The organism is Streptomyces sp. NPDC005791 (assembly GCF_042871485.1).
In the GTDB taxonomy this organism is placed as follows: domain Bacteria; phylum Actinomycetota; class Actinomycetes; order Streptomycetales; family Streptomycetaceae; genus Streptomyces.
In genome coordinates, this window is record NZ_JBIAIP010000004.1 from 354,433 (window position 1) to 380,798 (window position 26,366).

A 26,366-nucleotide genomic window follows, 5' to 3' on the forward strand; every position below is an offset into this window, starting at 1 on the left:
GCTGTCTGCGGTCTGCGTGGGAGGTTCGCTCGCTAAGTTACGCTGCGAGCAAGCACCCCGGCAGTGCTTTCGTGTGACGATCGTAGGCCCGCGTTGACGGCTCCCATGCCAGGACGGTGGTAGTGTGCACGCCTCCCTCATCCAGATCGCAGTAAACTCGGATGAATCGGTCAATTCCCGTAGAGAGCGCGCGGCTTCACTGGTGGTGGCCCAACGGGATGCGGACCTGGTCGTCCTTCCCGAACTCTGGCCGGTCGGCGCCTTCGCGTACACGGCGTTCGCCGACGCGGCGGAGCCGCTGCAGGGGCCCACGCACGACATCATGGCGAAGGCCGCGGCCGAGGCAGGGGTCTGGCTGCACGCCGGGTCCTTCGTCGAGCGCGCCGAGGACGGCACGCTCTACAACACCTCACTGGTGTTCTCGCCCGAGGGCGAGCGCGCCGCCGCCTACCGCAAGATCCACCGCTTCGGCTTCGACAAGGGCGAGGCGGTACTGATGGGGGCCGGTGAGGAGCTCGTCACCGTCGCCCTCCCGGAGACCACGATCGGCCTTGCCACCTGCTACGACCTGCGCTTCCCCGAGCAGTTCCGGGGGCTCGTCGACGCGGGGGCCGAGACCCTGGTCGTCGCGGCCGGCTGGCCGGAGCGCCGCCGCTCGCACTGGACGCTGCTGGCGCAGGCGCGCGCCGTCGAGAACCAGGCGTACGTCCTGGCGGTCGGGTCGGCAGGCACTCATGCCAGGGTCGAGCAGGCCGGGCACAGCATCGTCGTCGATCCCTGGGGCGAGGTGCTCGCCGAAGCCGGGGCGGGCGAGGAGGTGCTGACCGTGGAGTTCGACGCGACCAAGGTCGCCACCACCAGGGAGCAGTTCCCGGCCCTCAAGGACCGCCGTCTCGGCCTGGCCCGGCGCCGCCTGGCCTGATCGGTTCCGCACGGACACGCGTGACATGACGGCCGGGGTTCGTTTCACGTGCAACCGGGCCGTCGCTCTGTGTGTTCCGCCCTTCAGCCCTCGCCGCGCTCCTTGTCGTGTTCCTTGTCCGCGAGGACGACCACGCACACCGCCACGGCGATGAGCAGAGAAACGTCGGCGTCCTCCCGCACGATGTCGACGCCGTAGGTGTCGCGGACGGTCAGCCAGCGCCGGGAGATCTGGGCGAGCAGCTCTCCGTCGTACTCGATGGCGAACTCGCGGTCCAGGATCTTCCCGCTGACGTCCAGCTCGGTGCCGTCCATCAGGGCCACCCGGTAGTGGTTGCGCAGGAGCGAGAGCCGCTTCCGCCTGACCTCGGCGAGCTCCTCGCCGTCGCGCTCGATGACCATGGTCTCGCGCAGGCTGATCAGCTTCCGGCGGATCTCCACCAGCACCCGGCCGTCCGTGTCCTTCAGCTCGAAGGTGTCCCGGAGCCGCATGGCCTTGCCGTCGACGAGGAACAGCTTCCGCCCGGCCGCGTCCTCGATCCAGTAGTCGTCACCGACGCCGAACAGTCGCTCACGTACCAGAAGTCTCATGGATCACAGGTTCCCCGACGCCTCACCGGAATGCTCGCAGGCCACGGTGCTGTTGACTGTTGGCATGACAGCACGTGCACGTGTCCGCGCCCCCGAACTGATCGGCAAGGGCGGCTGGCTCAATACAGGCGACCGGCAGTACACCCTTGCTGACCTGCGGGGACGCATCGTCATTTTGGATTTTTGGACCTTCTGCTGTGTGAACTGTCTGCATGTGCTCGATGAGCTGCGTGAGCTGGAGGAGAAGCACCGCGACACGGTGGTGATCATCGGTGTCCACTCCCCGAAGTTCGTGCACGAGGCCGAGCACCAGGCCGTGGTCGACGCCGTCGAGCGGTACGAGGTGCACCACCCCGTCCTCGACGACCCGGAGCTCGCCACCTGGAAGCAGTACGCCGTCCGGGCCTGGCCCACGCTCGTCGTCGTGGACCCCGAGGGTTACGTCGTGGCCCAGCACGCCGGGGAGGGGCACGCGCACGCCCTCGAGAAGCTGGTCGAGGAGCTGGAGGCCGAGCACGCCGCGAAGGGCACGCTGCGCCGTGGCGACGGCCCGTACGTCGCTCCGGAGCCGGTCGCCACGCACCTGCGATTCCCCGGCAAGGCGCTCGCGCTCCCCGACGGCGGTCTCCTGGTCTCCGACACCACCCGCCACCGTCTGGTCGAGCTCGACGCCGACGGGGAGACCGTGCGCGGGCACTTCGGCAGCGGCGAGCGTGGGTTCGCGGACGGCGGACGGACCGAGGCGCGGTTCAGCGAACCGCAGGGCCTCGCCTTCCTGCCGGACGGCCGCATCGCCGTCGCGGACACGGTCAACCACGCGATCAGGGCCCTCGACCTCGCGACGGGCGTGACGACCACGCTGGCCGGGACGGGCCGCCAGTGGTGGCAGGGCTCCGCCACCAGCGGCCCCGCCACGCAGGTGGACCTGTCCTCGCCGTGGGACATCGCCTGGTTCGACGACCGGCTGTGGATCGCCATGGCCGGAGTACACCAGCTGTGGACCTACGACCCCGAGCGGGGCACGGTGCGGGTCGCCGCCGGTACGACGAACGAGGGTCTCGTCGACGGGCCCGGCGCCGAGGCCTGGTTCGCGCAGCCGTCGGGTCTGGCCGCGGCCGGTGACCGTCTCTGGGTCGCCGACCCCGAGACCTCCGCGCTGCGTTACGTGGACCTGGAGGGCGCCGTCCACACGGCCGTCGGCACCGGCCTCTTCGACTTCGGCCACCGCGACGGCCCGGCGGCGCAGGCACTCTTCCAGCACCCCCTGGGCGTCACGGCACTGCCGGACGGCTCCGTCGCCGTCAGCGACACCTACAACCACGCGCTGCGGCGCTTCGACCCGGAGACCGGCGAGGTCACGACGCTCGCCACGGATCTGCGGGAGCCGAGCGACGCGGTACTCGTGGACGGTGATCTGGTCGTCGTCGAGTCCGCGCGGCACCGGCTGACCCGGCTGCGGCTGCCTGAGGAGGCCGTGCGGGTCGCTGACCGCGCTCACCGCACCCAGCGGGCGGCCACCGAGGTCGCCGCCGGCACGCTGCGGCTGGATGTGGTCTTCCAGGCGCCCGCCGGACAGAAGCTGGACACCCGGTACGGCCCCTCCACCCGGCTGCTGGTCTCCTCGACCCCGCCGGAACTCCTGGCCGGGGGATCGGGTGCCGGTACGGATCTGAGCCGTGATCTGGTCCTGGCGGACGGAGTCACCGAGGGCGTCCTGCATGTGTCCGCCATGGCGGCGTCCTGCGACGACGACCCGGCGAACGAGTACCCGGCCTGCCATGTCCACCAGCAGGACTGGGGCGTTCCCGTGAGCGTCACCGCGACGGGGGCGTCCAGGCTCCCGCTGGTGCTGGCCGGGATGGACGAGCGGGGCTGACGGCTCGGAAGTCGTCGGCGCCGTTGCGCAGCTCGGGCGTCCAGTAACCGGTCGCCCACGTCGCCGCGGTCCACCGCGACGCCCTCGGCGCCGGGCGCCTTCACGACGGCCATGCCGGCGTTGTCCGGCAGCGTGACGGAGAAGTCCTCCACGGTCTGGACGTCCGCGTCCATCCCGCCGTCCGGCAGCCTGACGAGTGCGTACGCGGGAGCGCCGGCCTCGAGCACCACGGGGGCTCGGCCGGGACCGGTGGGTTCGCAGGCGCGGGCGGCGTCGGTGCCGACGCCGTGCATGCGCCGGCCGCCGCCGGTCGGGATGCCTCCGAGCTTCTTGACGTCGACGCTCGGCGGCCGCGTGCACCGGGAGCCCCGGGCTCTCAGGGCTCCCGCGTGAGCGGCTGTGTATGGCGTCAGCGTGCGAACTTTTCGATGGCCGCTGGGGTGACGGGGGTGAAGAAGTTGACGAGGTTGCCGTCGGGGTCGCGGAACAGCAGCGACCGGTTGCCCCAGGGCATCGTGGTGGGCTCGGTGACGAAGTCGGTGACGCATCCGGTCAGGTTCTGGTAAACGCGGTCCACGTCGTCGACGAGGAACTCGGTGATCACGCTGTGGTTGTCCGCCGGGCGGGCGGAGCCCGGGGCGAACAGCGGGACGGTGCGGGTTCCGGCGATCGCGAGGGTGGCGCCCGCGGCCTTGAGTTCGGCGAAGTCCTCGGTGGCCCACGTCGCCTGTACCCCTGTGGCTCGCTCGTAGAACTCGACGAGGCGCGCTACGTCGCCGGTGATGATGCGGATCGAGACGAAGTCCATCGGAATCTCCTTGGCTGTGCTGGAGGCGTGCACGTCGCAGGCTAGGAGAAATAGTGGACAGAATCGGTCCTGTATTCGCGTTAGGCTCCGAACATGCCTCGCCCGACCGCCCGCGTGCTGACCCTCCTGGAGCTGCTGCAGTCGGGCGGCACCCGGACCGTGGCCGAACTCGCCGACCGCCTCGGCGTCGAAGGGCGCACCGTGCGGCGGTACGTGGACCAGCTGATCGGCCTGGACGTGCCCGTGGAGTCGGTGCGCGGCCGCTACGGCGGGTACCGGCTCGCCCCCGGGTACCGTTTGCCTCCGCTCATGCTCAGCGGCGACGAGGCGCTGGCCGTGCTGCTCGGCCTGGAGGCCGGCCGCCGGGCAGGGCTGACGACGACGGAGCACACGGCAAGCGAGACGGCATCGGCCAAGATCCGGCGGGTCCTGCCCAAGCACATCGCCCATCGGCTCGGCACACTCCTGGAAGCCCTCGCCTTCACGAATCGGCCCGGCGGGTTCGACACCCCGGACGCCGAGGTCCTGCTCACCGTCGCCGATGCGGTGCGCCACTGCCGACCGGTCTCGATCCGCTACACCGACCGCGACGGACGGCGCAGCGAACGCACGCTGCACGCGTACGGGATCGTCGCCCATGCGGGCCGGTGGTACGTCACGGGCAAGGACGCCCGGATCGACGAGGACCGAACCTTCCGGCTCGATCGCATCGAGTACGCGAGGACCCTGCCCGGCTCATTCGAAGCGCCCGCAGGGCCCGGTCCGGCACAGCGCGTGCTGTCAGCGTTCGCCACGGCCGAGTACCGGCATGAGGTGACCCTGCGCATCCACGGGACGGTCGAGCAGATCCGCGCCCGCCTTCCCGCCGGCGTCGCAAGCCTGGAGGAGTACGCGCCCGTGGCAGGCGAGGACCGGGCGACCGAGCGCTGGCTGCGCGTCGAGCTGCGGGCGGAGCGGCTCGACTGGTTGCCTCCGGTACTCGCCTCACTCGACCGGCCGTTCGTCATCGAGCGCCCCGATGAACTGCGCGACCTCGTCATCGCGCTCGCCGATCGCCTCACGTCCTCCGCCCGTCAAGCCTGACAGCGAGGAACCGATCGGCGGGCCCGAGCGGCAGCGGACCGGTGTGCGTGTCGAAGGAGACCGTGCCGAGCAGCCGGAACTCCACGGGCAACTTTCCTTCCGGGCAGGATCACCCGGTGAGGGGCCCGGATCGAGTCCCAGAGCATCGGCGCCGCCCCGGGACCGACGCACGGTCACCCCGAGGGTGTGGCAGGGTGCCTGGCTGCCCCTCAGGTCACGGGTAGCGGCGCTCGTCCTCCTGGACGACCGTCGTGGTGGGCGGCACGACCATGCGGCGGCGACGCGCGATGCTCACGTAGACGAAGACCCCGATGAGGCCGACGAGCATCATGATCCAGCCGACCAGGTCGACATTGACGGTGTCCATCTCCCAGTCCGTGGCGAACGCCAGGATCGCCCCGCCACCTATCAGGAGAATGCATCCTCCGAGTCCCATGATTTCCGCCTCCTCGACGGCCCGGTGACTCCGGGCCGGTGTACAGGTCGCGTACCCGGCCCGGCAACCATCATGTCCCGGCGCCGCGTCGAGGAGTGGAGAGCTCAGCCGGCCAGGAACGCCGTCAGGGCGTTCGCCAGCAGATAGGGGTCGTCGGCGCCGCACAGTTCACGGGCGCTGTGCATCGACAGGATGGCGACGCCGATGTCGACGGTGCGGATGCCGTGCCTGGCGGCGGTGATCGGGCCGATCGTGGTGCCGCAGGGCATCGCGTTGTTGGAGACGAACGTCTGCCACGGCACCCCCGCCTTCTCGCAGGCCGCCGCGAACACGGCACGGCCGCTGCCGTCCGTCGCGTACCGCATGTTGACGTTGACCTTGAGGATCGGGCCGCCGTTGGCCACCGGGTGGTGCGTCGGGTCGTGCCGCTCGGCGTAGTTGGGGTGGATCGCGTGACCGGTGTCGGAGGAGAGGCAGATGGTCCCCGCGAACGCCCGGGCCCGGTCCTCGTACGCACCGCCGCGGGCGAACACGGAGCGCTCCAGTACCGTGCCGAGCAGCGGGCCGTCCGCGCCGGTGTCGGACTGGGAGCCGTTCTCCTCGTGGTCGAAGGCGGCGAGCACGGGGATGTAGGGGATCTCGTCGTCCGGCTGCCCGGCCACGGCGACGAGCGCGGCGGTCGCGGCGTGCACCGAGAGCAGGTTGTCCATGCGCGGGCCTGCGAGCAGCTCGCGGTCCCGGCCCAGATAGGCGGGCGGCTCGACGGCGTGCGGCATCAGGTCCCACCCGATGACGTCGTCGGCTTCGACGCCCGCCTCCTGGGCGACGAAGCGGATGAGGTCGCCCTCCTCGACCGCACCGAGCCCCCAGATCGGCTGCATGTGCTTCTGGCGGTCGAGCTTGAGTCCGTCGGTGTTCGCGGACCGGTCCAGGTGCACGGCCAGCTGCGGTACGCGCAGCAGCGGACGGTTGATGTCGACCAGCCGGTGTGTCCCGTCACGCAGCGAGATCCGGCCGGCGAGACCGAGGTCCCGGTCGAGCCAGGTGTTGAGGAGCGTTCCGCCGTAGATCTCGACGGCGATCTGGCGCCAGCCGTACGCGCCCGTGTCGGGCAGCGGCTTGACCCGCAGGTTGGGGGAGTCGGTGTGGGCCCCCGCGATCCGGAACGGGGTGTGGGCGGCGGCCCCCTCCGGCACGTACCAGGCCACGATCGCTCCGCCGCGCAGGACGTACTTCCCACCCGTGGTGGCGTCCCATTCCGCGGTCTCCTCGACCTCCTGGAAACCGGCCTCCGCCAGCCGGGCCGCGGCGGACGCCACGGCGTGGTACGGGGAGGGGGAGGCCATCAGGAAGGTCATCAGGTCGTCGGTGTGACCGCGGTCGAAGCGGGCGGGAGGTGTGCTCATGCGCCACACCCTACGACGTGCCCCTGCCGCCCGGACGCGGGACGGCACAAGGGCCCGCGTCTCCGGAAACGCGGAGACGCGGGCCCTCGTGGAGCTGGTGGGGCAGAGGCTAGAACGCGGCCTCGTCCAGTTCCATCAACGAGTTGTCGACGGCCTCGGCCAGCGCGCGCTCACCGGAGACGCCCGGCAGGACGTTCGCGGCGAAGAACTTCGCAGCGGCGATCTTGCCCTGGTAGAAGGCGACGTCCTTGGCGGAGGCGTCGCGCAGCTTCTCGGAGGCCACGAGCGCGCCCTTGAGGAGCAGGTAGCCGACGACGACATCACCGGAGGCCATCAGGAGGCGGGTGGTGTTGAGGCCGACCTTGTAGATGTTCTTGACGTCCTCACCGGTGGCGGTGAGGTCGGTGATCATCGTGCCGACGATCGCCTCCAGGTCCACCGCGGCCTTGGCGAGGTTGTCCAGGGAGCCGGACAGCTCCTCGTTGCCGTGGGCGTCCGCGAGGAACTTCTTGATCTCCTCGGAGAGGGCGTTGAGCGAGGCGCCCTGGTCGCGGACGATTTTCCGGAAGAAGAAGTCCTGACCCTGGATCGCCGTCGTGCCCTCGTACAGGGTGTCGATCTTGGCGTCCCGGATGTACTGCTCGACCGGGTACTCCTGGAGGTAACCCGAACCGCCGAAGGTCTGGAGCGACTGCGCGAGCTGCTCGTAGGACTTCTCGGAGCCGTAGCCCTTGACGATCGGGAGCAGCAGGTCGTTGAGGCCGTTGAGCGCCTTGGCGTCCTCGCCCGCGGCTTCCTGGACCTGGATCGCGTCCTGGACGGAGGCGGTGTACAGGACGAGGGAGCGCATGCCCTCGGCGTACGCCTTCTGCGTCATGAGGGAGCGGCGCACGTCGGGGTGGTGGGTGATGGTGACCTTGGGGGCCGTCTTGTCCATGAACTGCGACAGGTCGGTGCCCTGGACGCGCTCCTTGGCGTACTCCAGGGCGTTGAGGTAACCCGCCGACAGGGCGGCGATGGCCTTCGTGCCGACCATCATGCGGGCGAACTCGATGATGCGGAACATCTGACGGATGCCGTCGTGCTTGTCGCCGATCAGCCAGCCCTTGGCGGGGTGCTGGTCGCCGAAGGTCATCTCACAGGTGTTGGACGCCTTGAGGCCCATCTTGTGCTCGACGTTCGTCGCGTACACGCCGTTGCGCTCGCCGAGCTCACCGGTGGTCCAGTCGAAGTGGAACTTCGGGACCAGGAAGAGGGAGAGCCCCTTGGTGCCCGGACCGGCGCCCTCGGGGCGGGCCAGCACGTAGTGGAGGATGTTCTCGGACATGTCGTGCTCGCCCGAGGTGATGAAGCGCTTCACACCCTCGATGTGCCAGGAGCCGTCCTCCTGCTCGACCGCCTTCGTGCGGCCGGCGCCCACGTCCGAACCGGCGTCCGGCTCGGTCAGCACCATCGTCGAGCCCCACTGCTTCTCGACGGCGATCTCGGCGACCTTCTTCTGCGCCTCGTTGCCCTCGTCGAAGAGGATGCCGGCGAACGCCGGGCCGGAGGAGTACATCCACACGGCCGGGTTCGAGCCGAGCAGCAGCTCCGCGTAACCCCAGATCAGCGAGCGGGGGGAGGTGGTGCCGCCGATCTCCTCGGGCAGGCCCAGACGCCAGTACTCGGAGTCCATGAAGGCCTGGTAGGACTTCTTGAAGGAGGCCGGTACGGGCGCGGTGTTCGTCTCGGGGTCGAAGACCGGCGGGTTGCGGTCGGCGTCGGCGTACGAGTCGGCGAGCTCGTTCTCCGCGAGGCGGGTGACCTCGTCCAGGATGCTCTTCGAGGTGTCGACGTCCATCTCCGCGAACGGACCGGTGCCGTACACCTTGTCGCGCCCGAGGACCTCGAAGAGGTTGAACTCGATGTCGCGGAGATTCGACTTGTAGTGCCCCATGGGAAGGCTCCGTAATCAATAGCCGTGGCGCGCAGCGCCCCGTGGAGGAGTGAGGTTCGGGCGGCGGACAGCCTGACGTGGGTATGTCACCTGACCCCTCCGATGATGCTACCCGTCAGTAATAAGACGCAACCCCTCAAGGCGTGGATGTGGCCGATTACTCTTTGCCGCATGTATGGCTACGACCAGAACCCAGGCGTGCAGCAGCAGATGGGCGGCGGCTACGGCGAGCAGCCGTTGTACCCCGAGCCCTCGCCGCCGTCCCTGGCCGACGCGGTACGGGCCTTCACGACCGGTTCGCTGTCCGCGGAGGACTTCCAGCAGATCTTCGCCACGGCGAAGGTCTACTGTCCGCGCGGTGACAATCCCGGCTTCCTGGCGCTCCACAACACCCAGCAGCCGGTGATCCCCATGTTCACCACGCTCAAGGAGCTCCGGAGCTACGCGGGCAAGGAGTCCAAGTACTTCGTGATCACCGGCGCCGAGGTGATCGACCTGCTGCCGACCGGCTACGGCTTCGTCCTGGACATGGAGGGCGATCACCGCATGGTCTTCGACGCCAAGGCGGTGGAGCAGATGGTGGACTTCGCGATGCGCCGCATGTACGGCTGAGACGCCTCTCCAGGTTTCCGGTCCGAGGGCCCGCACCCACCCGGTGCGGGCCCTCGCCGCTGTCCGGGGGCGGGAATCGCTGTCCGGGGGCGGCGGGAATGAACGCCGCCTTGCAAGATGTTCACTGTTCAACTAAATTGAGAGCAGAAGACTCCCGGAGGTGGCTCCCATGCCCGCAGTGACCGTCGAAAACCCGCTGACCCTGCCGAAGGTGGCGGCCCAGGCCGAGGCCACGGCCCGCCCCGTGCTGACCGTCACGACCGCGCCGAGCGGTTTCGAGGGCGAGGGGTTCCCGGTGCGGCGCGCCTTCGCCGGGATCAACTACCGACACCTCGACCCGTTCATCATGATGGACCAGATGGGTGAGGTGGAGTACGCCGCCGGCGAGCCGAAGGGGACTCCCTGGCACCCACACCGCGGCTTCGAGACCGTCACGTACATCATCGACGGCAGCTTCATCCACAAGGACAGCCACGGTGGCGGCGGCGCCATCGAGAACGGCGACACGCAGTGGATGACCGCGGGTAGCGGTCTCCTCCACATCGAGACGCCGCCGGAGTCCCTCGTCATGTCGGGCGGCCTGTTCCACGGTCTCCAGCTCTGGGTGAACCTGCCCAAGGCCGACAAGATGATGGCGCCGCGCTACCAGGACATCCGCGGCGGCCAGGTCCAGCTCCTCGCCTCCCCGGACGGCGGCGCGCTGCTCCGTGTCATCGCCGGTGACCTCGACGGCCATGAGGGCCCGGGCATCACGCACACCCCGATCACCATGGTGCACGCGACGGTCCGCCCGGGCGCCGAGGTGACGCTGCCCTGGCGCGAGGAGTTCAACGGCCTCGCGTACGTCCTGGCCGGACGCGGGAGCGTCGGTGCCGAGCGCCGTCCCGTCCACACCGGGCAGACCGCGGTCTTCGGCAAGGGGTCCTCGCTGACCGTCCGCGCCGACGAGACGCAGGACGGCAACACGCCGGACCTGGAGGTCGTGCTGCTCGGCGGACGCCCCATCCGTGAGCCCATGGCGCACTACGGGCCGTTCGTGATGAACACCCAGGACGAGCTCAAGCAGGCCTTCGAGGACTTCCAGGCCGGCCGTCTCGGCAAGGTCCCGGCCGTCCACGGCATGTGACGCGCCGCCGGCGGGCGTACGGGTGACGAGCCGTCACCCGTACGCCCGTGCGGGAGGGACACCGCTCCCGGCCCGTGATCGGGTGGGACGGTGCCTACCCGCAAGCCCCTCCTGCCCGACGCCGCACGGCGGACGGCCGCCTGGTGCGGCGTCCTGCTCCTGGCCGCCGGGGTCGTGGCGGTCGCCGTCTGGCTGTGCGTGGCGCTCAAGACCGCTGTCACCCCGGTCCTGCTGGCCCTGCTCGGCACGGCGCTCCTCGGGCCCGTCCACCGCTGGCTGACCGCCCACCAGGTGAACAGATCGGTGGCTGCCGGACTCACCTGCGCCGCGCTCGTCGCGGTGGTCGGCGGCGCCGGATACATCGTCGTCACCGCACTCGTCGACACCGGCGACCAGATCGTGGCCTCGCTGAAGGACGCCGCGCAGTGGGTCATCGACCATTTCGACATCGCGGGTGTCGCCGACGTGGACGACCTGGCGGAGAACGCCAGGAACCTCGTCGGGAGGTTCGGCGCGAGCGCGGCGGGCGGACTGCTCACCGGGATCAGCCTCATCGGGTCGCTCGTGACCACCGCCGTCCTGGCCCTGTTGCTGACGTTCTTCTTCCTGCGGGACTCCGACCGGGCCGTGCACCTCGCCCACACGGTCGCCCCGCGCGGCACGGGCGACCTCGTGGAGGCCATGGGGCGCAGGGCCTTCGAAGCCGTCGAGGGGTTCATGCGCGGCACCACCTTCATCGCCCTGATCGACGCGCTGTGCATCACGGTGGGCCTGCTGATCCTGGGCGTACCGGGGGCGGTGGGACTGGGCGCGCTGGTCTTCGTCGGCGCCTACATCCCGTACCTCGGGGCCTTCCTCTCCGGGGCCGTCGCCGTGCTGGTCGCACTCGCGGACCGGGGCTTCGTGATCGCGCTCTGGGCGCTGGGCGTGGTGCTCGCCGTGCAGGTGCTGGAGGGACATGTGCTCCAGCCCGTCATCCAGAGCCGTACGGTCCAGATGCACCCCGCCATGATCATGGTCGCGCTGACCGCCGGTGCGAGCGTCGCTGGGCTGCTGGGCATGCTGCTCGCGGTGCCGCTGTGCGCCGCTGTGTCCGGGGTGATCGGCGAGCTGCGCCACGGGGACGCGGCGTCCGACGGCACGGGACGCGCGGTCCCGGACGGTTCATGAGCCGGGGGAGCCCCCGGCCGGTTCCGCGGGCTCCGCCGACTCGTACAGCTCGAACCAGATCGACTTCCCCTCGCCCCTCGGGTCCACCCCCCACACGTCGGCCAGCATCTCCATCAGGACCAGCCCGCGGCCGCTGGACGCCATCTCCCCCGGGCGCCGTCTGTGCGGCAGCTCGTCGCTGGCGTCGGCCACCTCGACGCGCAGTCGCCGTTCCCCCCGCTCGCCCGTGACCTCGGCCAGGAGCAGTGCGTCACCGTCCGTGTGGACCAGCACGTTCGTGGACATCTCGGAGACCATCAGCTCCGCGGAGTCGATCTGTTCGGCGTCCGACCAGTCGTGCAGCAGCTCCCGTAGCTGCTGCCGGGCGGCCGCGACCCGCTCCGGCTCCGCCTGGGCGATGGTCATGGCCGAACGCCGCCCCGGGGTCCTGCGCGTCCGTGCGGCCTCGCGGCGCAGCACCAGCACCGCGATGTCGTCCTCACGGCGGTCCGCCAGCGGCCCGGTCGTGTAGTGCGAGCCCGGGCCGTGCACGGCCTGGACGAGGGCGTCCGCGAGCTCCTCCAGGTCGTCGACGGGTTTCTCCAGGACCGGCCTGAGCCGGGTCCACCCGGTGGCCATGTCGTGTCCGCCGGTCTCGATGAGCCCGTCGGTGCACAGCATGATCGTCTCGCCCGGCCCCAGGACGACACGGGTCGTCGGGTAGTCGGCGTCCTTCTCGACGCCCAGGGGCAGCCCGCCGGCGGTCTGCCGGATCACCGCGGTGCCGTCGACGCTGATCACCACCGGGTCGGGATGGCCCGCCCTGGCCACGTCGAGGACGCCGGTCTCGGGGTCGGCCTCCGCGTACAGACAGGTCGCGAAGCGCGTCGCGTCGGACGGGTCCTCGCCGTCGGCGCGGTCGTACGTCTCCGCCAGCCCGGCCAGGAAGCGTGAGGCCCGGGAGAGCACCGCGTCGGGGCGGTGCCCCTCGGCGGCGTACGCGCGCAGGGCGATGCGCAGCTGGCCCATCAGGCCGGCCGCCCGCACGTCGTGGCCCTGGACGTCACCGATGACGAGGGCGATCCGGCCGTTGGGCAGCGGGATCATGTCGTACCAGTCGCCCCCGATCTCGAGCCCGCCTCCCGTCGGGATGTAGCGGGCCGCCACCGACAGGCCTGGGACGCCGGGGCCGAGGGACGGCCTCATCGCCTTCTGGAGGCCCAGGGACAACTCCCGTTCGTTGTCGGCCGCCCCCGCCCGGGTCAGGGCCTGGGCCAGCATCCTGGCCACCGTCGTCAGCACGGAGCGCTCGTCCGGCGAGAAGGCCACGTTGTGCCGGAACCCGGCCATCCAGGCACCCATGGTGTGCCCGGAGGCGATCAGTGGCAGGAAGGCCCAGGAGCGGCGCCCGAACGCCACGGCGAGGGGCCAGGTGGCAGGGAAGCGCCGCCGGTACTCCTCAGGGGACTCGAGGTAGATCGGCCGGCCGGTCCGTACGACCTCGGCGGCCGGATAGTCGGTCTGCAGGGGCATGTCGGTGAACGGCTTCTCGTCGCCGTCGTTGTGCCCGTGGTGCCCGATGATCGTCAGCCGCTCACCCGAGACGCCGAAGACGGCGAGTCCGTCCGGGGAGAAGCCGGGCATCGAGAGCGAAGCGGCGACCCGCAGGACCTCCTCGGTGGACCCCGCCTCGGCCAGCGCCCGCCCCGCGTCCAGCAGGAACGCCTCGCGTGACCGTCGCCAGTCGCCGGTGAGCGGGGTCTGCGCCGCGGCGCCGTCCGGAGGCTGGGCGACCTCCTGGAGGATGCCCATCAGTACGTAGGTGAGGCGGCCCGGGGTGTCCAGCGGGACCGGCTTGGAGCGGGTGCGCACCGTGCGTATGACCGAGCCGTCCTCGTCCAGGATCCGCATCCTGGCCTCGGCGACCGTGCCCTCCGCGATCGCGAAGTTCACGATGCCGTCGATCTCGTTCCAGTCGGCCGGGTGGAAGCGGTCACGCACCTCCGTACCGGGCCGGACCGTGGCCTCGGCGGGCAGTCCCACCAGCCGCGCCGCCTCGGCGTCGAGCGTGACCATGCCCGACGAGCTGTCCCAGCTCCACAGGCCGGTCCCGATCGCAGCCAGGATCTCCTCGGTGCGCATTGCCCCACTTTAGGAAGATGTTCTTCCCGGCCGCCACCGAAGGGACGCCACCCGGCGGCCATCGCGTCAGCCGCCCGTCAAGGGCCCCCGGACGCCGTCGGACGGCTCTCGGACAGGCGTACGGCGGCAATGCCAATGAAGCGGTACGGCCACGGGCGGTAGCCTGGGGTGTCAATCCACCCCGAACCGCGAAGACTGGATGAACGACGATGCATCGGTACAGGTCCCACACCTGCGGCGAGCTCCGCGCCTCTGACGTCGGCACCGACGTCCGGCTGAGCGGCTGGCTGCACAATCGCCGAGACCTGGGTGGCATCCTCTTCATCGACCTGCGCGACCACTACGGTCTGGTGCAGCTCGTCGCCCGTCCGGGCACCCCCGGCAACGAGGCCCTGGCGAAGCTGACCAAGGAGACCGTCGTCCGGATCGACGGCAAGGTCTCCGCGCGCGGCGCCGACAACGTCAACCCCGAGCTGCCGACCGGTGAGATCGAGATCGAGGTCACCGAGGTCGAGGTGCTGGGCGAGGCCGCCCCGCTGCCCTTCACGATCAACACCGAGGACGGGGTCAACGAGGAGCGGCGCCTGGAGTACCGCTTCCTCGACCTGCGCCGCGAGCGCATGCACCGCAACATCATGCTGCGCTCGTCCGTCATCGCCTCCATCCGCTCCAAGATGGTGGCCCTCGGCTTCAACGAGATGGCGACCCCGATCCTCGCCGCGACGTCCCCCGAGGGCGCCCGTGACTTCGTGGTCCCGTCCCGCCTGAACCCGGGCAGGTTCTACGCCCTTCCGCAGGCGCCGCAGCAGTTCAAGCAGCTGCTGATGATCTCCGGCTTCGACCGCTACTTCCAGATCGCGCCCTGTTTCCGCGACGAGGACGCCCGCGCCGACCGTTCGCCCGGCGAGTTCTACCAGCTCGACGTCGAGATGTCGTTCGTCGAGCAGGAGGACGTCTTCCAGCCGATCGAGAAGCTCATGACCGAGCTCTTCGAGGAGTTCGGCAACGGCCGCCACGTGACCTCGCCGTTCCCGCGCATCCCGTTCCGCGAGTCGATGGTGAAGTACGGCAACGACAAGCCGGACCTGCGCGCCCAGCTGGAGCTCGTCGACATCTCCGACGTCTTCGCGGACTCGGAGTTCAAGGCCTTCGCGGGCAAGCACGTCCGTGCCCTTCCGGTGCCGGACACCGCGGGCCAGTCCCGGAAGTTCTTCGACGGCCTCGGCGCGTACGCGGTCGAGCACGGCGCCAAGGGCCTCGCCTGGGTCCGTGTCGGCGAGGACGGCACGCTGGCGGGCCCGATCGCCAAGTTCCTCACCGAGGCCGACGTGAAGACCCTCACCGAGCGGCTGTCCCTCGTCCCCGGCCACGCCGTCTTCTTCGGCGCGGGCGAGTTCGACGAGGTCTCCAAGATCATGTCCGTCGTCCGCGTCGAGGCCGCCAAGCGCGCCGGCCACTTCGAGGAGGGCGTCTTCCGCTTCTGCTGGATCGTCGACTTCCCGATGTACGAGAAGGACGAGGAGACCGGCAAGATCGACTTCTCGCACAACCCGTTCTCCATGCCCCAGGGCGGCATGAAGGACCTGGAGGAGAAGGACCCGCTCGACATCCTGGCGTGGCAGTACGACATCGTCTGCAACGGCATCGAGCTGTCCTCCGGTGCCATCCGCAACCACGAGCCCGAGGTCATGCTGAAGGCCTTCGCGATCGCCGGTTACGAGGCGGAGACCGTCGAGCGGGAGTTCGCGGGCATGCTGCGCGCCTTCCGCCTCGGCGCCCCGCCGCACGGGGGCATCGCCCCGGGCGTGGACCGCATCGTGATGCTGCTGGCCGACGAGCCCAACATCCGCGAGACGATCGCCTTCCCGCTCAACGGCAACGCCCAGGACCTGATGATGGGCGCCCCGAGCGAGCTGGACGAGACCCGGCTGCGCGAGCTGAACATCCAGCTCCGCAAGCCCGTCGCAGCGGCCAAGGAGAAGGCCGAGGCCAAGGACTCGGTGGCGCGGGACACCGGCGCGAAGTGAGCGGCCTCGTGCCGCTCCGGTTCCACGTGAAACAGCGGTAGCGGGAATCTCCCGGTGAAGGGCTCGGACCGATCACGCGATCACGGTCCGGGCCCTTCGCATGCGTACGGGTGGAGGCGCGGGATCACCCGGCCCCGGTCATCCGGGCGGGGCGGGTACATCCGGATGGCCCCGGTTCCGGTTCGGCGCCGTCCGGCCCGGCAAAGACTGGCACGGGAAGCGCTCGTCCGACCCCCCACCGAGGAGTCCCGCCCGTGTCCGTCCCGCGTCGTCCGTACGTCCTGCTCGTCGCCCTGTTCCTGCTGGTCATCGGTTGTTCCGCCGGGGCCGTGCACACCTTTGACCCCTCCGCGCCCCGGGGCGCGGCCGGTCCCACGGCCTCGGCCACGCAGTCCCGCTCGGTGGAACCCCTCCGCAGCCCCACGGACATTCCGGGGCTGGGCCCGCTGACCCGGGCGCGGATCCCCGCCACGGCCCGGCAGGCCGTCGTGGTGACCGGTGAGGGCCCCGACTCCCCCCGCTCCACGGTCGTGCTCCACCGTTTCGACGACCCTGCTCTCGGCTGGAGACCCGGGGAGGGCCCCTGGCCCGCCCACAACGGCATGCGCGGCTGGACGGACCATCACCTCGCGGACGACCTGCGGTCCCCCGTCGGGGTCTTCGGCCTCACCGACGCGGGCGGCCGGCTGCCCGACCCGGGCACGCTGCTCCCGTACGACGAACAGCCCCGCTTCTCGGTGACCGGCGAGGGCTTCCTGGGGGAACCCCTCGAAGGCTCCTTCGACCATGTCGTCGCCATCAACTACAACCGCACCCCGGGCACGAGCCCGCTGGACCGCACCCGGCCGCTCGGTGAGGAGAGGGGCGGCGGCATCTGGATCCACGTGGACCACGGCGGCCCCACCCAGGGCTGCGTGTCGCTCACCGAGGACCGGATGCGCGAGCTGCTGCTCACGCTCGATCCCGAGAAGCACCCGGTGATCGTGATGGGGGACGCCGCGTCGCTGGCCCGGTGAAAGGCGGAACGTGTGCCGCGGCCTGCCCGTACGATGAAGTCGTCACCCGGTTCCGGAGGAGGCAGTCGTGAGCGTTGCCGAAGAGTCCGTCCTGACGCAGGACGTTTTCGAGGACCTGGCCCGTAGCGCCATACGCGCGGAGGAAGCGCTACGGCTGGAATTCGTGAACGGGAAGCTAGGGGTCAAGGCTGTGCCGGACGGGGACCACGGGCGGATCATCGCCTGGCTGACGCAGATCTGCATGCAGGCGGATCCGAGCCGATGGCTTTTCGGTGAGCAGGGGCTGCGTATCGAGTCCTACCGCAGGGGCAACGCCCGGCCGGATGCTTCTCTCGCCCCCATGGAGACATTCGCCGGCCAGGGCCAATGGGCCGACCCCGACGGCGTTCTCATGGTCGTCGAGGTGACCTCGTACGACGAGGACACCGACCGCCGCGACCGGGTCGAGAAGCCACGTGCGTACGCCGAGAGCGGCATCCCCGTGTATCTGCTGATCGACCGGGACACCTGCGAGGTGAAGGTCCACTCACAGCCCGACGGTGTGCGGTACGAGCAGGTGATCACCGTGCCGTACGGCAAGACCGTGACGCTTCCCGAGCCGGTGGGGATCGAGCTGGACACGGAGCCGCTCAAGAACTGGACGCGCTGACGCGTCACGCGGAAGGAGCCCGGGACCCGATGTGCGGGTGCCGGGCTCCTTCGCTGCGTACACGCCTACGCGGGCTTCTCCTCCAGGCGCGGGAACAGCACCGCGCCCTTCGTCACCGTCGCGCCCACGGGCAGCTGGCCCCAGCGGCCCGCGTCCTGCACCGGCTGGTCGGCCAGGGCGCCCAGGGACGCCTCGGCGCCCAGGGACTCCCACAGCTTCTGCGAGGTGTCCGGCATCACGGCGTTCAGCAGGACCGCGACACCGCGCAGCGAGTCGGCCGCCGTGTACAGGATGGTCGCGAGGCGGGCCTGGCCCTCCGGCGACGTGTCCTTGGCGACCTTCCAGGGCTCCTGCTCGGTGATGTAGCCGTTGACCTGCTTCACGAAGTCGAAGACCGCCAGGATGCCGCCCTGGAAGTCCAGATCCTCGCCGATCTTCCGGTCCGCGGTGACGACCGCCTGGGCCAGGCCCTCCTGGACCGCCTGCTCGGCGGCCCCGGACGCCGTGGCCTCCGGGAGCGAGCCGCCGAAGTACTTGCCGACCATGGCCGCCACGCGCGAGGCGAGGTTGCCGTAGTCGTTGGCGAGCTCCGAGGTGTAGCGGGCGCTGAAGTCCTCCCAGGAGAACGAGCCGTCGCTGCCGTACGCGATGGCACGCAGGAAGTACCAGCGGTACGCGTCCACGCCGAAGTGCGAGGTCAGGTCCTGCGGCTTGATGCCCGTCAGATTCGACTTCGACATCTTCTCGCCGCCGACCATCAGCCAGCCGTTGGCGACGACCTTGCCGGGCAGCGGCAGACCCTGCGCCATCAGCATGGCCGGCCAGATGACCGAGTGGAAGCGCAGGATGTCCTTGCCGATCAGGTGGACGTCCGCCGGGAAGGTGCCGTCGAACTTCTCCTGATTGGCGCCGTAGCCGACCGCCGTCGCGTAGTTGAGCAGCGCGTCGATCCACACGTAGATGACGTGCTTCGGGTCCCACGGCACCGGGACGCCCCAGTCGAAGGTGGAACGCGAGATCGACAGGTCCTGCAGCCCCTGCTTGACGAAGTTCACGATCTCGTTGCGGGCGGACTCGGGCTGGATGAAGCCCGGATTGGCCGCGTAGAACTCCATGAGCTTCGGGCCGTACTCACTCAGCTTGAAGAAGTAGTTCTCCTCCTTGAGGAGCTCCACCGGCTTCTTGTGGATCGGGCACAGCTTGGTGCCGTCCTCGGCCTCGACGAGGTCGCCGGGGAGCTTGTACTCCTCGCAGCCCACGCAGTACGGGCCTTCGTACCCGCCCTTGTAGATCTGGTCCTTGTCGTACAGGTCCTGCACGAACTCCTGCACACGGTCGGTGTGCCGCTTCTCCGTCGTACGGATGAAGTCGTCGTTCGCGATGTTCAGGTGCTCCCAGAGGGGCTTCCATGCCTCCTCGACGAGCTTGTCGCACCAGGCCTGGGGCGTGACGTCGTTCGCCTCGGCCGTGCGCAGGATCTTCTGGCCGTGCTCGTCCGTGCCGGTGAGGTACCACACCTTCTCGCCGCGCTGGCGGTGCCAGCGGGTGAGCACGTCGCCTGCGACGGTCGTATAGGCGTGCCCCAGGTGAGGAGCGTCGTTGACGTAGTAAATGGGGGTCGATACGTAGAAACTCTTCACGCCGTCGCCCCCTTGCTTCTCGGATCCAGTGGCCGCCATGGTCGAAATCCTAACGGTCCGGCGGAGATCCACTCACATCGATAACGGGGGCACCGGCCGCGGAGAGCTTTGCGAAACATCCTGGGGGCAGGGCTCGGGGCTCGGCCTGTCGGTCGTGCGGTCCGTCACCCTGGCCCACGGCGGTACGGTCACGGCGGTTCCCGGCCCGGAGGGCGGGCTCGCCGTGACCGTACGACTGCCGGTGGATCAGTCCTGCGCGAGGACTCCGCGGGCCTTGGCCCAGGCGGGCAGTCCGGCGAGGACCTCCCGGTAGAACGTCGCGTCGGGTACGTCGCGCGGGGCGGGGCCCGCGTGGAAGAACCCGGCGTTCTCGACGTCCAGCCTGCGCAGGAAGTCGAAGCCCTTCGCGTCCTCGTCGCCGAACGCGACGAACTGGAAGAACAGCGGCAGCCGTGCCGCGTCCGCCAGTGCCTGCTTGGCAGCCACCTTGGCGTCCGGTGCGCCGTCCGTCTGGAAGATCACCAGCGCCGGGCCGGTGGCTCCGGACTTCTCGTAGTGCGCGACGACCTCCTCGACGGCGCGGTGGTAGTTCGTACGGCCCAGGCGTCCGAGGCCCGCGTGCAGCTCGTCGATGCGGCCCTCGTGGGCGGTGAGGTCGATCGCCCCGGTGCCGTCGATGTCGGTCGAGAAGAAGACGACGGGCACGGTGGCGTCAGCGTCCAGGTGCGCGGCGAGCGCGAGGGTGCGGTCGCCGAGGTGCTGGGCGCTGCCGTCCTTGTAGAACGGCCGCATGGACCCGGAGCGGTCGAGCACCAGGTACACGGTGGCCCGCAATCCCGTCAGCCCGTGCGCCTTGAGCTTGGTCTGCGCGGCCTTGTACGGGGCTACGAGGGCGGGCGCCGCGCTCTTGACCTGGGCGAGCGTGACGGCCGGCTCACCGAGGGGGGCGGCGGACTCGGTTTCGGCGGCGGTTTCGGCCTCCTGCTCGGGCTCGGGCTCGGGCTTCGGCTCGGCGGCGGGCTCGGGTGCGGTTTCGGCCTCCTGCTCGGCCGCGGGCTCGGGCTTCGGCTCAGCGACCGGCTCGGGCTTCGGTGCTACGGGCTCAGCTTCCGGCGCGGTTTCGGCCTTCGGCTCGGTGACCGGCTCGGCGGCGGGCGCGGCCTCCTGCTCGGCGACCGGCGCGGCCTCCTGCTCGGCCTCCGGCTCGGTGGCGGGCTTCTCGATGGCCGCCGGCTCGGGTGCGGCCTCCACCGCAGCCTCGCCGACAGGCGCTTCGGCAGCGGGCGCCTCAGCAGCCGCCGGCTCCTCGACCGCGGGTGACGCGGCGTCAGGCGCGGCCGTCTCGGGCGTCCTGGGCTTCTCGAGCGGGACATCGGCCTCAGGGGCCGCCTCGACCGAGGCCGCCACAGGCTCCGCCTCCGGCTCCGGGTCGATGTCGATCGTGATCGGCGTCGCGGGCGCAGGCTCGACCACGGCGGCCGGCTCGGCCTCCGGGGCGGTCTCCGCAGCCGGCTTCGCCTCAGGGGCCGACCCCTGGGCCGGGACCTTCGGCGCCGGCGCGGGTGCCGCCTTGTCGAAGGCCGCCGCCACCAGGTCCGACGCCTGTCCGCTGTCGTGCTCGGCCCCGGCGGACCGGTCCGAGGGGGAGGCCGGGGCCGGCACCGAGGCCTTCGCGGGCTCGGCCGCCGACGTGGTGCTCTCCGGCTCCAGCTCCGTGGGCTGGGTGCGCTCGGCCTGGGGCGGGACGGTGGCCGTGGTCGGCTCGTCCTGCTCCGTGCGGCCGAACACCTTGCGCAGCAAGCTCCGAATGCCCATGGGCGAGGCCTTTCGCATGAGTTGATGAGGTGGGTGCGATGCAGACCGACCGGCACATGGAGGGCGGCTGTCGCGGGGGCCGGGTGCGCGCGTCTGCGGCGTCGTCGTCGATCGACAACGCTCCGCGTTGCCTCGATCCACCGCCTGCAGTCGCGCGCACCCTGCTCCGCTCCTTCTCCCACCCTCCATGTGCTGCCGGTCTTATGTCCGTACTGCGGGAATTGCTCCCTGGCCAGGGCGGATACGTAAGGTTAGCGGCCGGATCCGGCCGTTCGCCGGTCCGGCCCGCCCCTGCGTCAACCGAGCTCCAACCGAGTCGTCACCGAGTCCTGGAGGGGCCCCGCCGGGCAGGAAGCGCAGCGGTGTCCCGGACTTCACCCTCTGTTCACCGGCAGTCCCACGTACGGCGTGGATACGCACCTACCGTCACGTGTGACACACAGACGGAGGGACGAAAACGTGCGCAATCTGCTGCCGCTCATCGGCTCGCACCCGGGCGGGCGCTCTGCGCTGACCTGCCGCTACCGCTGCGGTGACGCCTGCTTCCAGGACATCCCGAACACCAGCGACAACGAGTACGCGGGCGACATCATCGCCGGTGCCCTGTCACGCCGGTCGATGATGCGCGCCGCCGCCGTGGTGACCGTGGCCGCCGCCGCCGGAACGGCCGCGATCGCCGGTCCGGGGGCCACGGAAGCCGAGGCCGCACCGCTCGCGGGCCGGCCGGGCGGCAAGCCGAAGCCCACTCCTTCGGGAGCCCGGGGCCTGCGTTTCGCGGCCGTAGCGCCCAACAAGGACGACAAGGTCACGATCCCCGACGGTTACGGCCAGAACGTCGTGATCCGCTGGGGCGAACCGATCCTGCGCGGAGCTCCCGCCTTCGACCCGGACAAGCAGTCCGCGAAGGCGCAGGCGGGCCAGTTCGGTTACAACAACGACTTCCTCTCCCTGCTCCCGCTCCGTGGTGAGCGCGGCCGTCAGGTGCTGGTCGCCAACCACGAGTACACGGACGAGGTCCTGATGTTCCGTGGCTACGATCCGGCCGCCCCGACCCGTGAGCAGGTCGAGATCGCCTGGGCCGCGCACGGACTCTCCGTGGTCGTGGTCCAGGAGGAGAACCGCACCGGCAAGCTCGGCCCGGTCAGCCGGCACCCGCTGAACCGCCGTCTCACCGCGACCAGCGAGTTCCGGGTCACCGGCCCGGCCGCGGGGAGCCCGTTGCTCCGTACCTCCGCCGACCGCACCGGCCGCAAGGTGCTCGGTACGCTCAACAACTGCGCGGGCGGCACCACTCCGTGGGGCACCACGCTGCACGGCGAGGAGAACTTCAACCAGTACTTCGCCAACGGTTCCAGCGACACCGACAAGCGCTACGGCATCGGCACGGCCGCCACCGAGCGCAAGTGGGAGCGGTTCGACAAGCGCTTCGACCTGGCGCAGGAGCCGAACGAGGCGCACCGCTTCGGCTGGGTCGTCGAACTCGACCCGTACGACCCGGATTCCACGCCCCGCAAGCGCACCGCGCTCGGCCGGTTCAAGCATGAGGCGGCGCAGCCCCGGCTGACCTCCGACGGCCGCCCCGTGGTCTACATGGGCGACGACGAGCGCTTCGACTACTTCTACAAGTTCGTCTCCAGCAAGCGGATGAAGAAGGGGAACTCGCGGGCCGCCCGTGAGCACAACCTCACGCTGCTGGACGAGGGCACGCTGTACGTCGCCAAGCTGACCGGTGACTCCCCGGCCGCGGAGTTCGACGGCACGGGCAAGCTCCCCTCCGACGGCGAGTTCGACGGCAGCGGCGTCTGGATCCCGCTCGCCACGGGCACCACCTCGCACGTCCCGGGCATGACGGCCGACGAGGTGTACGTCTTCACCCGTCTGGCCGGTGACAAGGTCGGCGCCACGAAGATGGACCGTCCCGAGGACGTCGAGCCCTCGCCGCGCACCGGCCGGGTCTACGTCGCGCTCACCAACAACACCGACCGGGGCAAGGCGGGCAAGGCCGGCACGGACGAGGCCAACCCGCGCAACGCCAACAAGCACGGTCAGATCCTGGAGCTCGCGGAGCACTGGGACGACCCGGCGGGTGACGGGTTCGCCTGGCGGCTGTTCCTCGTCGCGGGCGACCCGGAGGACCCGGCGACGTACTTCGCCGGGTTCCCGAAGGAGAAGGTCAGCCCCATCTCGTGCCCCGACAACGTGGCCTTCGACGACCACGGCAATCTGTGGATCTCCACGGACGGTGCCCAGCTCGGCTCGCACGACGGCCTGTTCGGCGTCGCGACGCAGGGTGAACGGCGCGGTGAGCTCAAGCAGTTCCTGACCGTCCCGACCGGTGCGGAGACCTGCGGACCGGTGATCCAGGACCGCCGCGTCCTCGTCGCCGTGCAGCACCCGGGCGAGGTCGACGGCGCCTCCGTCGAGAAGCCGGCGAGCACCTGGCCGGACGGGCCGGGCAAGGTCGTGCGCCCGTCGGTCGTCGCCGTGTGGCGTAAGGACGGCAGCGACATCGGCGTCTGAGCGTCGGCACGCCGGGGGCGCGACGACGCCGGAACCGGAAGCCGGCCTTCGGCCTGTGCTCGCGCGGTGCACGCCTGATGGGTGTCGTTCACATGTGCGCAGGCAACGCGGTCGCGTTGCTAGCGTGACCGGCCGGTGCGCCTGATGACTGATCAGGTGCACCGGCCGATCGCTCACGCGCACTCACGAAGGGCCCCCACATGGGACAACCATCCCGTCGAACACGTCTCGCGGCCTGTGCCGTGGCAGCAGGCGCACTGCTGACCGCGCTGGTGCCGGCGACGGCTGTCTCCGCCGCGCCGCTCACCGTCGCGGCGGACGACCCCGTACCGGGCCATGAGGGCATGCCGGACGACGGGTTCGAGAACGCGCCCGAAGGGGAGCAGGACGACCTGGCGGGTACGGGCACCGCGCCGTCCGCGACAGCCGAGGCCGAAGCGCAGGCGGTGGTCCCCGGGCGCCCCGGCGACTTCACGCTGGCGGCCGGCTCCGGTCTGACCGGGCTCGTCGACAAGCTCGACGCCGCCCTGCCCAAGCAGGGCCTCACCGAGGTGATGACGCTGGCCAACCGTGACGCCGGCTGGAACTCCACCTGTGGTGACACCGGCATCTACGGCCCCGACCTGACCGCAGCCCCCCGCGTCTGCTGGAAGGACGACGACGCCACCTCCTCCGAGTGGGTGCCGCAGGCCATCACCGGGGTCTCGGACGCCCAGGAGGACGAGGACTGGGGCACGTCGGACGCCGAGCCCATCGCGGTGGCGAGCTACGACGACCAGAACCCGGGCCGCAGCAACTACGCCTCAGGCCGTAGCAACTGTGTCCAGGACTCGGCTTCCGACGCCTGCAACGAGAAGGGCATCCGGGTCAGCTTCTTCAACCAGGCCACCGAGAAGTACCGCCATGTGCTGTTGGCCTGGCCCTACATGAACTCCAAGGACCACATCTCCTTCGACGCGCTGCACGCGAGTGAGGGCACCTGCACGCAGGAGTCCGGGGTGACGGACGCGTGCAGGGCGCAGAACGGCATCCACGCGGGCGGCATGGTCTGGTACGGCAACTACCTGTACGTCGCCGACACGGCCAACGGCATGCGGGTCTTCGACCTCCGCAAGATCATGGACCTCAACCCGGACAACGACTCCGCGGTCCACGACCCGACGCCGGACGGCCTGGTCAGCAACGTGGTCGACAAGAAGCGGGTCGGCCGCCAGAACAACGTCTGGTACGCCTACGGCTACCGGTACGTGATGCCCCAGGTCGCCACGCTGAAGTTCACCACGGCCAGGAACGGCGGAAGCACCGCCGAGAACCAGTGCTACGCCACCGGCCGCCCGAAGGCCTCGTACATCTCGCTCGACCGGACCGGCGACGACCACATGGTCCTCGGCGAGTACTGCAACACCAACAACGGAGGGTCCAGCAACGGCCGCGTCGGCACCTACCCGATGACCGCGCTGACCGCCGCCGTCGAGGGCGCGTCGGGCACCACGGCCAAGGCGGACCTCGCGTACGGGCTGCCGGGCACGGGGACCTTCGGGGGCGAGGACCTCTGGCACAAGATCCAGGGCGTCACGCGCTACGACGGCACGTGGTACTTCCACCGCAGCAACGCCTACGACAACGGCCGGCTGATGCAGGCCACCCCGGGGACCGTGGACGGCACGACGCAGCTCGTCGCCAACCCGAAGATCCTGGAGAGCTCGTTCGGCCCCGAGGACCTGTATCTCGCGCACGGCCGGGGCGACGGATTCGCCCCGAGACTGTGGTCGCTCAGCGAGCACGCGCCCAGCAGGTGCGGGGTCTGCAAGCGGGAGCTGTACAGCTACGACATGGGTGAGGTCATCAGCGGTTTCGGCTCCTGACCCCGCCAGGCGCCTCACCGGATTAGAGTCGTACGCATGGTTTCCGGTGAGGCGCCGCAGGCGGAGGGAAGCGTCCGGGTCGATGCCTGGATCTGGGCGGTCCGGCTGACGAAGACCCGGTCGCAGGCGGCTGCCGCCTGCCGGGCGGGACACGTACGGGTCAACGGCGAGCGCGCGAAGCCCGCACAGGCCCTGCGTACGGGCGACGAGGTGCGGCTGCGGCACGCGGGCCGGGACCGGATCGTGGTCGTCTCCAAGATCGTGAAGAAGCGCGTGGGCCCGCCGGTGGCGGCCGAGTGCTTCGTCGACAACAGCCCGCCCCCGCCGCCGCGCGAGATGGCGGTCCAGGTCCCGGTCCGCGACCGGGGCACGGGCCGCCCGACCAAGCGGGACCGGCGCGAGATGGAACGCCTCCAGGGTCTTCACGGCCCGCAGGGCAGAGGCCCGGACGGCGGCCCTCAGCTCCGGTAGCCCTCCACCTCGTCGGCGGGGCGCACCTTCGCTTCCGAGGGGTCCTCGCCGTACTCGCTGAGCGCGCGCCGCCGGCGCAGCAGGTCCCAGCACTGGTCGAGCTGAACCTCCACCTCGCGCAGCCGTGACCGCTCCTCGGAGGTCAGGCCCAGTTCGGCGGTCGAGCGGGCGCGCAGGGCGCGCTCCTCGGCGACCAGCACGTCGATGTTCTCGAAGATGTCCTGCTCGGCCATGGGTGTCTCCCGGTTCCGGTGTCCTTGGGCCAGGGGTCTTCCAC

21 protein-coding genes and 1 pseudogene are annotated in these 26,366 nt (G+C 70.4%); 13 read left to right on the plus strand and 9 right to left on the minus strand.

The window, feature by feature from the left end; all coding sequences use genetic code 11:
- Positions 1-124 precede the first annotated feature (124 nt).
- A complete protein-coding gene (locus ACFYSH_RS11175; protein ID WP_388751916.1) occupies positions 125-922 on the plus strand; it encodes a carbon-nitrogen family hydrolase in 798 nt (265 codons plus the stop codon).
- An 83-nt stretch (positions 923-1,005) separates the two neighbouring features.
- Here the strand turns inward: ACFYSH_RS11175 and ACFYSH_RS11180 are convergent, their stop codons facing one another.
- Positions 1,006-1,512: an LURP-one-related/scramblase family protein gene (locus tag ACFYSH_RS11180; RefSeq protein ID WP_388751918.1), complete on the minus strand. Its 507-nt coding sequence runs from the start codon at positions 1,510-1,512 to the stop codon at positions 1,006-1,008.
- 64 nt (positions 1,513-1,576) lie between these two features.
- On the opposite strand from ACFYSH_RS11180, the gene ACFYSH_RS11185 reads away from it, so the two are divergent.
- Entirely contained in the window at positions 1,577-3,388 is a 1,812-nt protein-coding gene (locus ACFYSH_RS11185) for an NHL domain-containing thioredoxin family protein (protein ID WP_388751920.1), read from the plus strand.
- A gap of 409 nt (positions 3,389-3,797) precedes the next feature.
- Here the strand turns inward: ACFYSH_RS11185 and ACFYSH_RS11190 are convergent, their stop codons facing one another.
- Positions 3,798-4,196, minus strand: coding sequence for a VOC family protein (locus tag ACFYSH_RS11190; RefSeq protein WP_388751922.1), 399 nt, complete (start codon positions 4,194-4,196; stop codon positions 3,798-3,800).
- A gap of 93 nt (positions 4,197-4,289) precedes the next feature.
- Between ACFYSH_RS11190 and ACFYSH_RS11195 the strand changes: the two genes are divergently transcribed.
- Positions 4,290-5,279, plus strand: coding sequence for a helix-turn-helix transcriptional regulator (locus ACFYSH_RS11195; protein ID WP_388751924.1), 990 nt, complete (start codon positions 4,290-4,292; stop codon positions 5,277-5,279).
- Between the two features lie 214 nt (positions 5,280-5,493).
- On the opposite strand, the gene ACFYSH_RS11200 is transcribed toward ACFYSH_RS11195, so the two are convergent.
- The 3 genes from ACFYSH_RS11200 to ACFYSH_RS11210 all read right to left on the minus strand — a co-directional run bounded on the left by ACFYSH_RS11200 (position 5,494) and on the right by ACFYSH_RS11210 (position 9,057).
- The gene (locus ACFYSH_RS11200; RefSeq protein WP_359463433.1) at positions 5,494-5,715 is read right to left on the minus strand and encodes a DUF6458 family protein; all 222 of its coding nucleotides are present in this window, start codon (positions 5,713-5,715) and stop codon (positions 5,494-5,496) included.
- Positions 5,716-5,819: 104 nt separating this feature from the next.
- Positions 5,820-7,121, minus strand: a complete 1,302-nt coding sequence (locus ACFYSH_RS11205; RefSeq protein ID WP_388751926.1) for a M18 family aminopeptidase — start codon at positions 7,119-7,121, stop codon at positions 5,820-5,822.
- 109 nt (positions 7,122-7,230) lie between these two features.
- Positions 7,231-9,057, minus strand: coding sequence for an acyl-CoA dehydrogenase (locus ACFYSH_RS11210; RefSeq protein WP_359463426.1), 1,827 nt, complete (start codon positions 9,055-9,057; stop codon positions 7,231-7,233).
- 171 nt (positions 9,058-9,228) lie between these two features.
- Here ACFYSH_RS11210 and ACFYSH_RS11215 point away from each other — a divergent pair, with 171 nt between their 5' ends.
- The 3 genes from ACFYSH_RS11215 to ACFYSH_RS11225 all read left to right on the plus strand — a co-directional run bounded on the left by ACFYSH_RS11215 (position 9,229) and on the right by ACFYSH_RS11225 (position 11,965).
- The gene (locus ACFYSH_RS11215; protein WP_359463422.1) at positions 9,229-9,669 is read left to right on the plus strand and encodes an SseB family protein; all 441 of its coding nucleotides are present in this window, start codon (positions 9,229-9,231) and stop codon (positions 9,667-9,669) included.
- A gap of 169 nt (positions 9,670-9,838) precedes the next feature.
- Positions 9,839-10,795: a pirin family protein gene (locus ACFYSH_RS11220; protein ID WP_359463420.1), complete on the plus strand. Its 957-nt coding sequence runs from the start codon at positions 9,839-9,841 to the stop codon at positions 10,793-10,795.
- A gap of 90 nt (positions 10,796-10,885) precedes the next feature.
- Positions 10,886-11,965 (plus strand): AI-2E family transporter, encoded by a 1,080-nt coding sequence (locus ACFYSH_RS11225; RefSeq protein ID WP_388751929.1) that lies wholly within the window; start codon positions 10,886-10,888, stop codon positions 11,963-11,965.
- On the opposite strand, the gene ACFYSH_RS11230 is transcribed toward ACFYSH_RS11225, so the two are convergent.
- Positions 11,960-14,086 (minus strand): SpoIIE family protein phosphatase, encoded by a 2,127-nt coding sequence (locus ACFYSH_RS11230; RefSeq protein WP_388751931.1) that lies wholly within the window; start codon positions 14,084-14,086, stop codon positions 11,960-11,962. The two genes, ACFYSH_RS11225 and ACFYSH_RS11230, sit on opposite strands and share 6 nt — an antisense overlap.
- 209 nt (positions 14,087-14,295) lie before the next feature.
- Here ACFYSH_RS11230 and aspS point away from each other — a divergent pair, with 209 nt between their 5' ends.
- The 3 genes from aspS (at position 14,296) to ACFYSH_RS11245 (ending at position 17,778) form a co-directional block, all read left to right on the plus strand.
- The gene (aspS, locus tag ACFYSH_RS11235; RefSeq protein ID WP_359463412.1) at positions 14,296-16,113 is read left to right on the plus strand and encodes an aspartate--tRNA ligase; all 1,818 of its coding nucleotides are present in this window, start codon (positions 14,296-14,298) and stop codon (positions 16,111-16,113) included.
- Between the two features lie 254 nt (positions 16,114-16,367).
- A complete protein-coding gene (locus tag ACFYSH_RS11240) occupies positions 16,368-17,129 on the plus strand; it encodes a hypothetical protein (protein WP_388751933.1) in 762 nt (253 codons plus the stop codon).
- Between the two features lie 67 nt (positions 17,130-17,196).
- Positions 17,197-17,778: a Uma2 family endonuclease gene (locus ACFYSH_RS11245; protein ID WP_388751935.1), complete on the plus strand. Its 582-nt coding sequence runs from the start codon at positions 17,197-17,199 to the stop codon at positions 17,776-17,778.
- Positions 17,779-17,843: 65 nt separating this feature from the next.
- Here the strand turns inward: ACFYSH_RS11245 and metG are convergent, their stop codons facing one another.
- A complete protein-coding gene (gene metG / locus ACFYSH_RS11250; RefSeq protein WP_359463404.1) occupies positions 17,844-19,457 on the minus strand; it encodes a methionine--tRNA ligase in 1,614 nt (537 codons plus the stop codon).
- 49 nt (positions 19,458-19,506) lie between these two features.
- Here metG and ACFYSH_RS11255 point away from each other — a divergent pair.
- A pseudogene (locus ACFYSH_RS11255) lies at positions 19,507-19,731 on the plus strand (ATP-binding protein); the annotation flags it as partial.
- On the opposite strand, the gene ACFYSH_RS11260 reads toward ACFYSH_RS11255, so the two are convergent.
- On the minus strand, positions 19,665-21,233 hold the full coding sequence (locus tag ACFYSH_RS11260) for a VWA domain-containing protein (protein ID WP_388751937.1): 1,569 nt from the start codon (positions 21,231-21,233) through the stop codon (positions 19,665-19,667). The pseudogene ACFYSH_RS11255 and the gene ACFYSH_RS11260 sit on opposite strands and share 67 nt — an antisense overlap.
- 459 nt (positions 21,234-21,692) lie before the next feature.
- Here ACFYSH_RS11260 and ACFYSH_RS11265 point away from each other — a divergent pair, with 459 nt between their 5' ends.
- From ACFYSH_RS11265 to ACFYSH_RS11275, 3 genes are all read left to right on the plus strand, one after another.
- Entirely contained in the window at positions 21,693-23,753 is a 2,061-nt protein-coding gene (locus tag ACFYSH_RS11265) for a PhoX family protein (RefSeq protein WP_388751939.1), read from the plus strand.
- Positions 23,754-23,953: 200 nt separating this feature from the next.
- Positions 23,954-25,618, plus strand: a complete 1,665-nt coding sequence (locus ACFYSH_RS11270; RefSeq protein ID WP_388751941.1) for a hypothetical protein — start codon at positions 23,954-23,956, stop codon at positions 25,616-25,618.
- Between the two features lie 36 nt (positions 25,619-25,654).
- The gene (locus ACFYSH_RS11275; protein WP_359463394.1) at positions 25,655-26,089 is read left to right on the plus strand and encodes an RNA-binding S4 domain-containing protein; all 435 of its coding nucleotides are present in this window, start codon (positions 25,655-25,657) and stop codon (positions 26,087-26,089) included.
- Here the strand turns inward: ACFYSH_RS11275 and ACFYSH_RS11280 are convergent.
- The gene (locus ACFYSH_RS11280; RefSeq protein WP_359463392.1) at positions 26,077-26,322 is read right to left on the minus strand and encodes a DUF2630 family protein; all 246 of its coding nucleotides are present in this window, start codon (positions 26,320-26,322) and stop codon (positions 26,077-26,079) included. The two genes, ACFYSH_RS11275 and ACFYSH_RS11280, sit on opposite strands and share 13 nt — an antisense overlap.
- Positions 26,323-26,366: the final 44 nt, after the last annotated feature.

What these genes read in the sequence shown, in the direction of transcription:
- ACFYSH_RS11205 (WP_388751926.1), bottom strand. Translation starts at nt 7,121, where the DNA reads ATGAGCACACCTCCCGCCCGCTTCGACCGCGGTCACACCGACGACCTG.
- ACFYSH_RS11215 (WP_359463422.1), top strand. Translation starts at nt 9,229, where the DNA reads ATGTATGGCTACGACCAGAACCCAGGCGTGCAGCAGCAGATGGGCGGC.
- ACFYSH_RS11190 (WP_388751922.1), bottom strand. Translation starts at nt 4,196, where the DNA reads ATGGACTTCGTCTCGATCCGCATCATCACCGGCGACGTAGCGCGCCTC.
- ACFYSH_RS11210 (WP_359463426.1), bottom strand. Translation starts at nt 9,057, where the DNA reads ATGGGGCACTACAAGTCGAATCTCCGCGACATCGAGTTCAACCTCTTC.
- ACFYSH_RS11230 (WP_388751931.1), bottom strand. Translation starts at nt 14,086, where the DNA reads ATGCGCACCGAGGAGATCCTGGCTGCGATCGGGACCGGCCTGTGGAGC.
- ACFYSH_RS11260 (WP_388751937.1), bottom strand. Translation starts at nt 21,233, where the DNA reads ATGGGCATTCGGAGCTTGCTGCGCAAGGTGTTCGGCCGCACGGAGCAG.
- aspS (WP_359463412.1), top strand. Translation starts at nt 14,296, where the DNA reads ATGCATCGGTACAGGTCCCACACCTGCGGCGAGCTCCGCGCCTCTGAC.
- metG (WP_359463404.1), bottom strand. Translation starts at nt 19,457, where the DNA reads ATGGCGGCCACTGGATCCGAGAAGCAAGGGGGCGACGGCGTGAAGAGT.
- ACFYSH_RS11195 (WP_388751924.1), top strand. Translation starts at nt 4,290, where the DNA reads ATGCCTCGCCCGACCGCCCGCGTGCTGACCCTCCTGGAGCTGCTGCAG.
- ACFYSH_RS11180 (WP_388751918.1), bottom strand. Translation starts at nt 1,512, where the DNA reads ATGAGACTTCTGGTACGTGAGCGACTGTTCGGCGTCGGTGACGACTAC.
- ACFYSH_RS11220 (WP_359463420.1), top strand. Translation starts at nt 9,839, where the DNA reads ATGCCCGCAGTGACCGTCGAAAACCCGCTGACCCTGCCGAAGGTGGCG.
- ACFYSH_RS11200 (WP_359463433.1), bottom strand. Translation starts at nt 5,715, where the DNA reads ATGGGACTCGGAGGATGCATTCTCCTGATAGGTGGCGGGGCGATCCTG.
- ACFYSH_RS11280 (WP_359463392.1), bottom strand. Translation starts at nt 26,322, where the DNA reads ATGGCCGAGCAGGACATCTTCGAGAACATCGACGTGCTGGTCGCCGAG.
- ACFYSH_RS11270 (WP_388751941.1), top strand. Translation starts at nt 23,954, where the DNA reads ATGGGACAACCATCCCGTCGAACACGTCTCGCGGCCTGTGCCGTGGCA.
- ACFYSH_RS11275 (WP_359463394.1), top strand. Translation starts at nt 25,655, where the DNA reads ATGGTTTCCGGTGAGGCGCCGCAGGCGGAGGGAAGCGTCCGGGTCGAT.
- ACFYSH_RS11185 (WP_388751920.1), top strand. Translation starts at nt 1,577, where the DNA reads ATGACAGCACGTGCACGTGTCCGCGCCCCCGAACTGATCGGCAAGGGC.